Here is a 12970-nt window from a genome sequence, read left to right on the forward strand (position 1 = left end):
GCATGGCACGGAAGCCGCTGATCGCCGGCAACTGGAAGATGAATCTGAACCATCTCGAGGCCATCGCGCTGGTTCAGAAGATCGCCTTCTCGCTCCCGGCGAAGTACTTCGACAAGGTCGACGTGACGGTGATCCCGCCGTTCACCGACATCCGCAGCGTGCAGACCCTCGTCGAGGGCGACAAGCTCCTGCTCACCTACGGTGCGCAGGACGTTTCGGCCCACGATTCGGGTGCGTACACCGGCGAGATCAGCGGCTCCATGCTGGCCAAGCTGGGCTGCACGTTCGTCGTCGTCGGGCACTCGGAGCGTCGAACCCTGCACTGCGAGGACAACGACACCGTGCTGGCCAAGACCAAGGCCGCGCTGAAGAACGGGATCACCCCGATCGTCTGCATCGGTGAGGGCCTCGACGTCCGCGAGGCCGGCGAGCACGTGTCCTACAACGTCGAGCAGTTGCGGGGCTCGCTCGCCGGACTGTCCGGCGAGGACATCGCGAAGGTCGTCATCGCGTACGAGCCGGTGTGGGCCATCGGAACCGGCCGCGTGGCCAGTGCCGCGAACGCGCAGGAAGTCTGCGCCGCGATCCGCGCCACGCTCGGTGAGCTGGCCTCGCAGGACGTCGCGTCCGGTGTCCGCGTTCTCTACGGCGGCAGCGTCAACGCCAAGAACGTCGGCGAGATCGTCGGTCAGACGGATGTGGACGGCGCCCTCGTGGGCGGCGCCTCACTGAAGGCCGACGAGTTCGCGACGCTGTCGGCGATCGCTGCGGGCGGACCTCTGCCGTAAGGCGCCTTCGGCGCCCGTGCGCCTTTCCGGTACCTACAGCTACCGGAAAGGCGCACGGGCGGGCAGCGCCTGTAGGGTGTACGAGGTCGTTGTTGTTCCTACTGGATGGGTGGACGTAGACAGACATGGAACTGTTCCTGGATATCCTGCTGGTGGTCACCAGCTTGCTGCTGATTCTGCTGGTGCTGCTGCACCGCGGTAAGGGCGGCGGTCTGTCCAGCCTGTTCGGTGGCGGCGTCCAGTCGAGTCTGTCCGGTTCCACCGTGGTCGAGAAGAACCTCGACCGGCTTACCGTCTTCACCGGCCTGATCTGGCTGATCGCGATCATCGGAATCGGCCTGGAGATCAAGTTCGGCTGATCGGCTTCATCATGCGGACGGGCCGTCACCGGTCGATACTGGATGAATGATCGAAACCCCACGTGAGGCCACTGAACCACTCCGCGAAGACATTCGGCTCCTGGGCGGCATCCTCGGTCAGATAGTGCGGGAACAGGCCGGGGACAGCGTCTTCGACCTCGTCGAGAAGGCCAGGGTCGAATCGTTCCGGGTTCGTCGTTCCGAGATCGACCGCGCAGATCTGGCGGACATGTTCACCCAGGTGTCCACGAGCGACACCATTCCCGTCATCCGGGCCTTCAGCCACTTCGCCCTGCTGGCCAATCTCGCCGAGGACATCCACCGTGAACGCCGGCGTGCCGTCCACGTCGCCGCCGGTGAACCCGCCCCCGACAGCACCCTGACCGCCACGTTCGCCAAACTCGACGCTGCGCACCTCGACAGCGCCGTCGTCGCGGACGCGTTGCGCGGGGCGCTCGTGTCGCCGGTCATCACCGCCCACCCCACCGAGACCCGCCGCCGGACGGTGTTCGAAACCCAGTCCCGCATCACCGAACTGATGCGCTACCGCGAGCGGACCGCCCTGACCGAGAGCGAGACGGCCGACGTCGACGTCCGGCTGCGGCGGCAGATCCTCACCCTGTGGCAGACCGCGCTGATCCGGTTGTCGCGGTTGCGGATCCAGGACGAGATCGAGGTCGGGCTGCGGTACTACGACGCGGCACTGTTCGAGGTCGTCCCGAAGATCAACGCCGAACTGCGCGGCGCCCTGCGATCGCGGTGGCCGGACGCGGATCTGGGCCGGGAACCGATTCTGCGCCCCGGCTCGTGGATCGGCGGCGACCGCGACGGCAACCCGTACGTCACCGACGAGGTGGTCCGGCAGGCCACCACCCGTGCCGCGGCCACCGCCCTCGAGCATCACCTCGGGGAACTCGAGACGCTCGAGCGCGAACTGTCCATGTCGGCTCGCCTCGTCACCGTCACGCCCGCACTCGACCTCCTGGCCGCGGCCTCGCAGGACGATTCCCCGTTCCGCGCCGACGAGCCGTACCGGCGCGCGATTCGGGGTATCCGGGGGCGTCTCACGGCCACCGCGCACCGCATTCTGGGTGAGGCACCCGATCACGGGCTCGACCTCGGGCTCGCACCCTACGACACCCCGCGGCAGATGCTCGACGAACTCGACGTCGTCGACGACTCCCTGCGGCGCGGAGGTGACGGCACCATCGCCGACGACGGGCTGGCGAACCTGCGGGACTCGGTGGAGGTGTTCGGTTTCCACCTCTCCGGACTGGACATGCGGCAGAACTCGGACGTGCACGAGACCGTCGTCGCCGAGCTGCTGGCGTGGGCGGGCGTGCACCCCGACTACCCGTCGCTGTCCGAGGACGAGCGGGTGGAGTTGCTGTCGGCGGAGCTGTCCACCCGGCGCCCACTGACCACCGCGAACGCGGAGTTCAGCGAGCTGACCGCGAAGGAGCTCGCCATCCTCCAGGCCGGCGCCGAGGCGGTCCGGACACTCGGTGCGGGCGCCGTGCCCAACTACATCATCAGCATGTGCACCTCCGTCAGCGACATGCTCGAGGCCGCTGTGCTGCTGAAGGAGGTGGGTCTGCTCGACCCCGGATCGGGGGAGGCGCCGTCCTGCCCGGTGGGCATCGTGCCGCTGTTCGAGACGATCGAGGACCTGCAGCAGGGGGCCGCCACCCTCGAGGCCACCCTCGAGGTGCCGATCTACCGGGCCCTGGTGACGTCGCGCGGCGACTCGCAGGAAGTGATGCTCGGGTACTCCGATTCCAACAAGGACGGCGGCTACCTGGCGGCCAACTGGGCGCTGTACCGCGCCGAGCTGGATCTGGTGGACGCCGCCCGCAAGACGGGAATCCGGTTGCGGCTCTTCCACGGTCGCGGCGGCACCGTGGGTCGCGGCGGCGGACCCAGCTACGAGGCGATCCTCGCGCAACCGCCCGGCGCGGTGGCCGGGTCGCTGCGGATCACCGAACAGGGCGAGGTGATCGCCGCCAAGTACGCGGAACCCCGCCTCGCGCAGCGCAACCTGGAAACGCTGCTCGCCGCGACCCTCGAAGCCACCCTGCTCGACGTCGAGGGACTCGGCGACGACGCCGAACCGGCATACCGCATCCTCGACGAGCTCGCCGCGCTGGCCCGCCGCGCCTACGGCGAATTGGTGCACGAGACACCCGGATTCGTGGAGTACTTCGAGATGTCGACTCCGGTCGCGGAGATCGGGGCCCTCAACATCGGCAGCCGCCCGGCCTCACGGAAGCAGACCACGTCCATCTCCGACCTCCGAGCGATCCCGTGGGTGCTGTCGTGGAGTCAGTCCCGGGTCATGCTGCCCGGGTGGTACGGCACGGGTGCGGCGTTCGAGGAATGGACGCAGGGCGACCCCCAGAGGGTGGCCACGCTGTCCCGCCTGTACGAGAAGTGGCCGTTCTTCCGGACGGTGCTGTCGAACCTGGCGATGGTGATGTCGAAGTCCGACATGGGTCTCGCCGCCCGCTACGCGGAACTGGTTCCCGACGAGGAACTCCGCCGACGGGTGTTCGGCAAGATCGCCGAGGAGCACGAGCGGACCATCCGGATGTACAAGGCGATCACCGGGAACGACACCCTGTTCGCCGACAACCCCGGTCTGGAGAGGTCGGTGCACAATCGGTTCCCGTACCTCGAGCCCCTCAACCACCTGCAGGTGGAACTGCTGCGCCGCTACCGGGCCGGGGACGACAGTGATCAGACGCGCCGTGGCATCCAGCTCACGATGAACGGGCTGGCGACCGCGCTGCGCAACAGCGGATAGCCGGACCGGTTCCCGCGTTCCGCGAGAAGTGCGTGAACTTTCTTGCGGGGCGGGGGAACCGAACCGTCCTTCGCTGCGTCAAAACGGGAAAGAGCACGAACGTTTCCGAGACGAATTGGGGCGACGGATGAGGCGCTGCACGGGCAACCCGGACCATTGGCGCGGGGGAATCGGACGGCGGGGGACGAGCACGGCAAGCCCTCGTCGTGCCGGTCGGATCGTCACCGAATGCCGGGTCACCCGGTCACCGGTCGAGCGGGACCCTCGGTCGCCCGCCGGGTTACCGGCGGACGACGACGAGGACCCCGTCGGATGAGAGCGTCAGTTCGGCAGCCGGGACGCGGCCGACGTGTCGAGCAGCCACCGGGTCGCCGACAGCCCGCGGGCCCCGGACGCCGGGATCTCGACGGGGGGAGCGCCCGCGATGGCGGCGGCCACGGCCTCGGCCTTCGCGTCACCCGACACGACCAGCCACACCTCGTCGGCGTGCCGGACGGCGGGCAGGGTCAGCGTGACCCGCACCGGCGGCGGCTTGGGGGAGTCCGTCACCGCGACCACGAACCGGTGCTCCTCGCGTACCGCGTCGGTGTCGGGGAACAGCGAATTGACGTGTCCCTCACCGCCCATGCCGAGCAGGTGGACATCGAACACCGGGACCTGCTTGCCTCCGGCGTGCGCCCCGAGTACCTGCGCGTACGCGACGGCGGCCGCCTCCGGATCGTTCTCGTAGATGCCGTCCGCGACGGGCATGGTGTGCACCCGGTCGGGATCGACGTCGACGTGGTCGAGCAACGCGGCCCGCGCCTGCACGTCGTTGCGTTCCGGGTCGCCGGCCGGCAGGAACCGCTCGTCACCCCAGAAGATGTCGATCGCACGCCAGTCGATGTCGCCCGGGTTCTCCCGGACCTTCTCGAGCAGGCCGATCCCGGTGCCGCCGCCGGTGAGGACCACCGACGCCGTGCCGCGGTCCTTCTGGGCGGCGACGACGGTGTCGACGAACCGCTCCGCGGCCTTCGTCACCAGCGTGTCGGTGTCGGGGTGGACCTCTACGTGGATGTCACTCATACGTCACCTTCGTCAGCCCGGCGAGTGCGGTCTCGTAGACCTCGTCGGGGTCGAGTCTGCGTAGCTCTTCGGCCAGGCACTCGCTCGTTTCCCGCCTGCGGAGCGCGACCCGCGCATCGGGCTTGCCGGTGCGGGACAGCGTCGCCGTGGTACCCGTCTGGGGGCGGCTGATGGTCAACGCACCACCGTCGGCGAAGTTGATCTCCACGAACAACGGGCCGACCCGCCGGGTGACCGGGACGTCGACGCGGCTCGCCAACCACCCCGCGATCATGTCGACGGCGGGCTCGTCCACCAGTCCGGACACCACCGCCGACGTGATCGGCGAGTGTGGCGGCTGGTCGACGGCCGAGGTCAGGAGCGCACGCCAGTAGGTGATGCGGCTCCAGGCCAGGTCCGAGTCACCGGACGAGTACGACGCCAGGCGGCTCTTGATCTCCGCAGCCGGATCCGCGCGATCGGTCGCGTCGGTGATCCGCCGGATCGCGAGCTTGCCCACCGGATCCTCGGCGGGAACCTCCGGGGCGGTCTCCGGCCACCACACGACAACGGGAGTGTCTGGGAGGAGGAACGGCACCACCACGCTGCTCTCGTGGTCGGCGAGTTCGCCGAAGAGGCGCAGCACGACGACCTCCGACGCGCCGGCGTCGCCGCCGACGCGGATCTGCGCATCCAGGCGGGGTTCCGCGTCACGGGACCCCCAGGCGACGACGATGACGCGGCACGGATGCTCCCGGCTCGCCTCGTTGGCGGCGTCGATGATGTCCTCCGAGTACTCACTGTCGCGGGTGCACACCACCAGCGTGAGTACTCGTCCCAGGGTCACCGCGCCGCCCGTCTTGCGCAGCTCCACCAGTTTCTTGTTGACCTGTCCGGTGGTGGTCGCGGGAATGTCGGTGATCATCTACGGCCTTCTCCATTCGCGACCGGTGCGGTGCATCATTTCGTCTGCCGACGGCGGGCCCCACGTGCCGGCCTCGTACGGTTCCGGCCTGCCGTCCGCGGCCCAGTGCTCGAGCACGGGGTCGAGGATTTCCCAGGACAGTTCCACCTCGGCGTTCACGGGGAACAGCGAGGGCTCACCGAGGAGCACGTCGAGGATGAGGCGCTCGTACGCCTCGGGCGACGACTCCGTGAACGCCTGACCGTAGCTGAAGTCCATGTTGACGTCGCGGACTTCCATGCTCGACCCCGGGACCTTGGACCCGAACCGCATGGTCACACCCTCGTCCGGCTGCACCCGGATGACGAGGGCGTTCTGCCCCAGTTCCTCGGTCATGGTCTGATCGAACGGCAGATGCGGTGCGCGCTTGAAGATCACGGCGATCTCGGTGACCCGACGGCCGAGCCGCTTCCCGGTGCGGAGGTAGAACGGCACCCCCGCCCAGCGGCGGGTGTCGACCTCGAGGGTGATGGCCGCGAACGTTTCCGTGGTGGAGTCCTTCGAGAACCCTTCCTCCTCCAGCAGTCCGACCACCCGGGTACCGCCCTGCCAGCCGCCCGCGTACTGGCCGCGCGCGGTGGTCTCGTCGAGCGGCTGGGCGAGCCTGGTGGCGGAGAGCACCTTGATCTTCTCCGCCTGCAACTCGGACGGTTCGAAGCTGATCGGCTCCTCCATCGCGGTGAACGCGAGGAGTTGCAGCAGGTGATTCTGGATGACGTCGCGCGCCGCCCCGATGCCGTCGTAGTACCCGGCGCGTCCACCGAGACCGATGTCCTCGGCCATGGTGATCTGGACGTGATCCACGTAGTGGGCGTTCCAGATCGGATCGAACAACTGGTTCGCGAAGCGCAACGCCAGGATGTTCTGGACGGTTTCCTTGCCGAGGTAGTGGTCGATCCGGAAGACCGTGTCCTCAGGGAAGACCTCGTTCACGACCGCGTTGAGCTCACGTGCACTCGCGAGGTCGTGACCGAACGGCTTCTCGATGACTACCCGACGCCACTGGTCGTCGTTCGACTGCGCGAGACCGGCCTCGGACAGCTGCTTCAGGACGACCGGGAACGCGTCCGGCGGAATCGCGAGATAGAACCCGTGATTGCCGCCGGTCCCGCGTTCGCGTTCCAGTGTCCCGAGAGTGTGGGCCAGTTCCTGGAAGGCCGCCGGGTCGTCGAAGCTGCCCTTGACGAAACGCAGGCCCTCCGACAGTCGCTCCCAGACGTCCTCCCGGAACGGGGTGCGGGAATGGTCGCGGACGGCATCGTGGACGATCTTGCCGAAGTCCTCGTCCGACCAATCCCTGCGGGCGAACCCGACGAGAGCGAACCCGGGCGGCAGAAGACCACGATTGGCCAGATCGTAGATGGCGGGCATCAACTTGCGCCGGGCCAGGTCGCCGGTGACACCGAAGATCACCAGCGCACACGGCCCGGCGATGCGTGGTAGGCGCTTGTCCCTACCGTCGCGGAGTGGATTGACCCAATCGTCTGACGCTGCGGGTTCGCTCACGTATCAGCTCTTCTGCCCTGCTGCGCGCAGCTGCTCCGCGGTGGCCTCCAGAAGCTCGGTCCAGGACACCTCGAACTTGTCCACACCCTCGTCCTCGAGGACCTTGAACACGTCTGTGAGATCGATGCCGACGGCGCTGAGCTTGTCGAACACCTCCTGCGACTCGACCGCGGTGCCGGAGACGGTGTCGCCGACGACCTCACCGTGATCGGCGAACGCGTCGAGAGTCTTCTCGGGCATCGTGTTCACTGTGTTCGGAGCCACCAGTTCGGAGACGTACAGGGTGTCGGGGTAGTCGGGGTTCTTGACTCCGGTCGACGCCCAGAGCGCGCGCTGCGGGCGCGCACCGTCCGGCAGCAGACCCTGGAACCGCGGCTGCACCTCGAAGACCTGCTGGTACGCGGCGTACGCGAGGCGGGCGTTGGCGAGCGCCGCCTTGCCGCGCAGCGCAAGCGCCTCAGGGGTGCCGATCTTGTCGAGCCGCTTGTCGATCTCCGTGTCGACGCGGGAGACGAAGAACGAGGCCACCGAGTGGATGCGGGACAGGTCGTGACCGGCCGCCTTCGCGGCCTCGAGGCCGTCCAGGTAGGCGCCCATGACGAGCTCGTAGCGCTCCACGGAGAAGATCAGCGTGACGTTGACGCTGATGCCCTCACCGAGCACCTTGGCGATGGCCGGGATACCGGCCTCGGTGGCCGGGATCTTGATGAACAGGTTGGGGCGGTCGACGATCTTCCACAGTTCGACGGCCTGCGCGACCGTCTTGTCGGCGTCGTGCGCGAGGCGCGGGTCGACCTCGATGGACACCCGGCCGTCGACGCCGTGGCTCGCCTCGAACTGCGGGGCGAGGACGTCGCAGGCGGCGCGCACGTCGTCGGTGGTCACCGTGCGGATGGTGGCCTCGACGTCGGCACCGCGCTCGGCGAGCTCCCGGACCTGTGCGTCGTAGACGTGGCCCTTGCTGAGTGCGGCCTGGAAGATCGACGGGTTGGTGGTGACACCGACGACGCTCTTGGTCGCGATGAGCTCGGCGAGGTTGCCGGACTCGATGCGGTCACGGGAGAGGTCGTCGAGCCACACCGACACGCCTGCTTCGGAGAGCTTCTGGAGGTTGGGGTTCTGAGTCATGGCTGTCTATCCCTTCACGCGTGCGAGCGAGCGCTGTGCGGCGGCGGTGACGGCTTCGGCGGTGAAACCGAACTCGCGGAACAGGGTCTTGTAGTCGGCGGACGCGCCGAAGTGCTCGATGGACACGATTTCGCCCGCGTCGCCGACGAAGCGGTACCAGGGCATGGAGATGCCGGCTTCAACGGAGACCCGCGCCTTGACCGTCGGGGGGAGGACGCCGTCGCGGTAGGCCTGGTCCTGGGCGTCGAACCATTCGACGCAGGGCATGGACACGACCCGGGTGGGGATGCCGTCGGCCTCGAGGGTCTCGCGGGCGGCCACGGCGAGCTGCAGCTCGGACCCGGTGCCGATGAGCACGACCTCCGGTGCGCCGGTGGACGCGTCGGCGAGGACGTAGCCGCCGCGGGAGACACCCTCGTAGCTGGTGCCCTCGAGGACGGGCAGGTCCTGGCGGGTCAGGGCGAGGCCGGCGGGAGCGCGGGTGGCCTCGTCGGCGCCCTTCTCGAGGACGGCGCGCCAGGCGTGGGCGGTCTCGTTGGCGTCGCCGGGCCGCACGACGTACAGGCCGGGGATCGCGCGCAGCGCGGCGAGGTGTTCGATCGGTTGGTGGGTGGGCCCGTCCTCACCGAGTCCGATGGAGTCGTGCGTCCACACGTAGGTGACCGGGGTCTTCATGATCGCGGCGAGCCGCACAGCGGGACGCATGTAGTCGCTGAAGACGAGGAAGGTGCCACCGTAGGGGCGGGTCGGTCCGTGCAGCGCAATGCCGTTGAGGATAGAGCCCATGGCGTGTTCGCGGACCCCGAAGTGCAGGGTGCGGCCGTAGGGCTGGGCCGTCCACATCCGGGTGGAGATGGCTTCGGGACCGAACGAGTCGGCGCCCTTGATGGTGGTGTTGTTGCTCTCGGCGAGGTCGGCGGAGCCGCCCCACAGTTCGGGGAGCACCGGCCCGACGGCGTTGAGAACGGCGGCGGATGCCTTGCGGGTCGCGACGCCCTTGGGATCCGGCTCCCAGGTGGGGAGGACGTCGGCCCAGCCGGCGGGAAGGTCGCGGCCGATCAGACGGTCGAGGAGCTTCTTGCCCTCGGGGGCGCGCTGCGTCCACTCGTCGTACTGGGCCTGCCATTGCTTGTGTGCCTGCGCGCCGCGCTCGACGACCTTGCGGGTGTGGGCGATGACCTCGTCGGCGACCTCGAACGTCTTGTCCGGATCGAAGCCGAGAGCCTTCTTCACGGCCGCGACCTCGTCGGCACCGAGGGCGGCGCCGTGCGCCGCGCCCGTGTTCATCTTGGTCGGTGCGGGGAAGCCGATGATGGTGCGGAGCAGGATCAGCGACGGCTTGTCGGTGACCTCGCGGGCCTTGTTCAGGGCCTCTTCGATGGCGACGACGTTCTCGCCGCCCTCGACGATCTGCACGTGCCAGCCGTACGCCTCGTAGCGGGCGGCGGTGTCCTCGGACAGCGCGATCGCGGTGTCGTCCTCGATGGAGATCTTGTTGTCGTCGTAGATCAGCGTCAGGTTGCCGAGCTGCTGGACGCCGGCGATGGAGGAGGCCTCGGAGGTGACGCCCTCCTCGATGTCCCCGTCGGAGGCGATGACGTAGATGTGGTGGTCGAACGGGCTGTCGCCGAGCGCGGGCTCGGGGTCGAAGAGGCCGCGCTCACGGCGGGCGGCCATGGCCATGCCCACGGCGGAGGCGAGGCCCTGACCGAGCGGTCCGGTGGTGATCTCGACGCCGCGGGTGTGGCCGTGTTCGGGGTGGCCGGGGGTCTTCGAGCCCCAGGTGCGCAATGCTTCCAGGTCGTCGAGTTCGAGCCCGTAGCCGGCGAGGTACAGCTGGATGTAAAGGGTGAGGCTGGAGTGCCCGCAGGACAGCACGAACCGGTCGCGGCCGATCCAGTCGGCGTCGGTGGGGTCGTGGCGCATGACGCGCTGGAACAGGGTGTAGGCGAGGGGCGCGAGGCTCATGGCCGTGCCGGGGTGGCCGTTGCCGACCTTCTGCACCGCGTCCGCGGCGAGCACCCGGATGGTGTCGACGGCCTTGGTGTCCAGTTCGGTCCAGTCGGCGGGGTGAACCGGTTGCGTGAGGACGTGGATGTCGTCTGTGATCGACACGGGCAGAAGTCTCCTGACATGGGTGAACGTGGAGCCTGAGGATGCGTGGGCCTCTTGTGCGACTCCAGCCTAGTGTGCGGTCGTATCCGGGTCGATTCGGTTCGCGCATTACGGCGGTCTACCATCGTTTGTAGTAGACGGCCGGCGGTCGCGAAGGACTTCGGGAGCAGGCGCCGGCATTCGGATATGGAATTACGCGTGGTGCGAGGAGAGAACGTGCGGACAGGGCATCAGCCGAGCGGACACGGCTTCGGCAGCCCCAGCCCCGCCCCCCGCGCGACCGACACCGGTACGGTGCTGGGTCGCGTCACGGGCAAGGTCCTGGCCTACATCGCATTGACCAAGCCGCGGGTGATCGAGCTGCTGCTGGTCGCCACCATCCCGGCGATGCTGCTGGCGGATCGCGGCAACGTCGACATCGCGCTGATCCTCAGCACGCTGTTCGGCGGATGGATGGGTGCGGCGAGTGCGAACTCGCTCAACTGCGTCGTCGACGCCGACATCGACAAGGTCATGAAGCGCACCGCCCGCCGGCCGCTGGCCCGCGACGCGGTCCCGACGTCCCACGCGTTCGTGTTCGGCATGACGCTCGGTGTCGCGTCGTTCCTGTGGCTGTGGTGGCGGGCCAACCTGCTCGCCGGCTGCCTGGTCGTCCTGACCATCGCGTTCTACGTGCTCGTGTACACGATGGTCCTCAAACGCCGGACATGGCAGAACGTGGTCTGGGGCGGCGCCGCCGGCTGCATGCCCGTCATGGTCGGCTGGTCGGCGGTCACCGGGTCGCTGAGCTGGCAGCCCATCGTGCTGTTCCTGGTCATCTTCTTCTGGACGCCGCCGCACACGTGGGCCCTCGCCATGCGGTACAAGGAGGACTACAAGGCGGCCGGTGTCCCGATGCTGCCGGTGATCGCCACCGAGGAGCACGTCACCAAGCAGATCCTGCTGTACAGCTGGGCGATGGTGATCACGTCGCTCACGCTCGTCCCGGCCGCGGGTGTCGTCTATGCCGCCGTGACCCTCGTCGCGGGCGCCTGGTTCCTGCTGATGGCCCATCAGCTGTACCGCAGCGTCCGAGGCGGAGCGGCCGTGAAACCGCTCCGCCTGTTCCTGCAGTCCAACAACTATCTGGCTGTCGTCTTCGTCGGTCTCGCCGTCGACTCGGTGCTGGGACTGCAGACCGTCGGCAGCCTGCTGAGCTGACGCTCCGTGTCAGGGCCTGAGTTGACGCTCCGCGTCAGGGCCTGAGTTGACGCTCCGCGTCAGGGCCTGACTCGACGCTCCGCGTCAGGGCACCAGCACGATCGATCCCGTCGTCGCACGCGCCTCCAGGTCGCGGTGCGCCTCCTCGGCCCGCGCGAGCGGGTACTCCGCGCCCACCCGGACCGTCAGCGAACCGTCGGCGAGGGCGGAGAACACGTCTCCGGCCCGCCACGTCAGTTCCTCACGGTTTCGGATGTAGTGCGCGAGGGTCGGCCGGGTGAGGAACAGCGAACCGGCCGGGTTCAGCCGTTGCGGATCGAACGGCGGCACCGGGCCACTGGCCGCACCGAACAACGCGACCGTCCCCCGGATCCGTACCGACGCGAGACTGGCCTCGAACGTGGACGCTCCGACACCGTCGTAGGCGGCTGCGACCCCGTCGCCGTCCGTCAGTTCACGCACCCGGGCGGCGATGTCGTCGTCGTATCGCAGCACCTCGTAGGCGCCGGCGTCACGGGACAGTTGTTCCTTGGCGTCGGAGGACACGGTGGTGATCACCCGCGCGCCCAGCGTGGTCGCCATCTGGGTCAGCAGCAGACCGACTCCGCCCGCTCCGGCGTGGACGAGGACGGTGTCGCCGGACCGGATCGGGTAGGTGGAGTGGGCCAGGTAGTGGGCCGTCATTCCCTGCAGCAGAGCGGAAGCGGCCTGCGGGGCGGGCACGGAGTCCGGGACCGCGATTGCGACCGCCGCGGGGACGACCACCTTCTCGGCGTAACTGCCGGGGCCGGAGCACCAGGCCACCCGGTCACCAGGAGCGATACCGGTCACGTCGCCGCCGACGGCCTCCACGACACCGGAGCCCTCGTCTCCGGGAACGTAGGGCAACGGCCGTGGGTACAGCCCAGTCCGGAAGTAGGTGTCGATGAAGTTGATGCCGATCGCGTCGGTGCGAACCAGAAGATCCGTCGCCCCGATCCGGGGTTCGGGAACCTCTGCCGGTTCGAGGACGTCGGGACCACCGAGACGGGAAACCTGTATAGCGCGCATGGTTTCAGTTCTA

General features: G+C 68.5%; 10 protein-coding genes. 4 read left to right on the forward strand and 6 right to left on the reverse strand.

The genetic code is table 11. The features are described from left to right. The first annotated feature begins 2 nt into the window (after positions 1 to 2). From tpiA to ppc, 3 genes are all read left to right on the forward strand, one after another. On the forward strand, positions 3 to 788 hold the full coding sequence (gene tpiA, locus RHA1_RS35040) for a triose-phosphate isomerase (protein ID WP_011598877.1): 786 nt from the start codon (positions 3 to 5) through the stop codon (positions 786 to 788). 125 nt (positions 789 to 913) lie between these two features. After that, positions 914 to 1147: a preprotein translocase subunit SecG gene (secG, locus tag RHA1_RS35045; RefSeq protein ID WP_005241788.1), complete on the forward strand. Its 234-nt coding sequence runs from the start codon at positions 914 to 916 to the stop codon at positions 1145 to 1147. 46 nt (positions 1148 to 1193) lie between these two features. After that, positions 1194 to 3950: a phosphoenolpyruvate carboxylase gene (gene ppc, locus RHA1_RS35050; RefSeq protein ID WP_011598878.1), complete on the forward strand. Its 2757-nt coding sequence runs from the start codon at positions 1194 to 1196 to the stop codon at positions 3948 to 3950. Positions 3951 to 4271: 321 nt separating this feature from the next. Here the strand turns inward: ppc and pgl are convergent, their stop codons facing one another. From pgl to tkt, 5 genes are read right to left on the reverse strand one after another with little or no spacing between them, the layout of a single operon-like run. Then, complete coding sequence (gene pgl / locus RHA1_RS35055; RefSeq protein WP_005564790.1) at positions 4272 to 5015, reverse strand: 6-phosphogluconolactonase; 744 nt, start codon at positions 5013 to 5015, stop codon at positions 4272 to 4274. Further along, the gene (gene opcA / locus RHA1_RS35060; protein ID WP_009480448.1) at positions 5008 to 5919 is read right to left on the reverse strand and encodes a glucose-6-phosphate dehydrogenase assembly protein OpcA; all 912 of its coding nucleotides are present in this window, start codon (positions 5917 to 5919) and stop codon (positions 5008 to 5010) included. The genes pgl and opcA overlap by 8 nt, the downstream gene beginning before the upstream one ends. Beyond that, positions 5920 to 7464 (reverse strand): glucose-6-phosphate dehydrogenase, encoded by a 1545-nt coding sequence (gene zwf / locus RHA1_RS49040; protein ID WP_011598879.1) that lies wholly within the window; start codon positions 7462 to 7464, stop codon positions 5920 to 5922. A gap of 3 nt (positions 7465 to 7467) precedes the next feature. Then, positions 7468 to 8592: a transaldolase gene (tal, locus tag RHA1_RS49045; protein ID WP_011598880.1), complete on the reverse strand. Its 1125-nt coding sequence runs from the start codon at positions 8590 to 8592 to the stop codon at positions 7468 to 7470. Positions 8593 to 8598: 6 nt separating this feature from the next. Further along, positions 8599 to 10707 (reverse strand): transketolase, encoded by a 2109-nt coding sequence (gene tkt, locus RHA1_RS35075; protein ID WP_011598881.1) that lies wholly within the window; start codon positions 10705 to 10707, stop codon positions 8599 to 8601. A 216-nt stretch (positions 10708 to 10923) separates the two neighbouring features. Between tkt and RHA1_RS35080 the strand changes: the two genes are divergently transcribed. Then, a complete protein-coding gene (locus tag RHA1_RS35080; RefSeq protein ID WP_009480452.1) occupies positions 10924 to 11907 on the forward strand; it encodes a heme o synthase in 984 nt (327 codons plus the stop codon). Positions 11908 to 11991: 84 nt separating this feature from the next. On the opposite strand, the gene RHA1_RS35085 is transcribed toward RHA1_RS35080, so the two are convergent. Next, the gene (locus tag RHA1_RS35085; RefSeq protein WP_011598882.1) at positions 11992 to 12957 is read right to left on the reverse strand and encodes a quinone oxidoreductase family protein; all 966 of its coding nucleotides are present in this window, start codon (positions 12955 to 12957) and stop codon (positions 11992 to 11994) included. Positions 12958 to 12970 lie beyond the last annotated feature (13 nt).

The organism is Rhodococcus jostii RHA1 (assembly GCF_000014565.1).
Lineage (GTDB): Bacteria > Actinomycetota > Actinomycetes > Mycobacteriales > Mycobacteriaceae > Rhodococcus_F > Rhodococcus_F jostii_A.

Bases quoted from the DNA above. Each gene is read 5' to 3' on its own strand.
- opcA (WP_009480448.1), bottom strand. From the start codon at position 5,919: ATGATCACCGACATTCCCGCGACCACCACCGGACAGGTCAACAAGAAA.
- RHA1_RS35085 (WP_011598882.1), bottom strand. From the start codon at position 12,957: ATGCGCGCTATACAGGTTTCCCGTCTCGGTGGTCCCGACGTCCTCGAA.
- tal (WP_011598880.1), bottom strand. From the start codon at position 8,592: ATGACTCAGAACCCCAACCTCCAGAAGCTCTCCGAAGCAGGCGTGTCG.
- secG (WP_005241788.1), top strand. From the start codon at position 914: ATGGAACTGTTCCTGGATATCCTGCTGGTGGTCACCAGCTTGCTGCTG.
- tpiA (WP_011598877.1), top strand. From the start codon at position 3: ATGGCACGGAAGCCGCTGATCGCCGGCAACTGGAAGATGAATCTGAAC.
- pgl (WP_005564790.1), bottom strand. From the start codon at position 5,015: ATGAGTGACATCCACGTAGAGGTCCACCCCGACACCGACACGCTGGTG.
- ppc (WP_011598878.1), top strand. From the start codon at position 1,194: ATGATCGAAACCCCACGTGAGGCCACTGAACCACTCCGCGAAGACATT.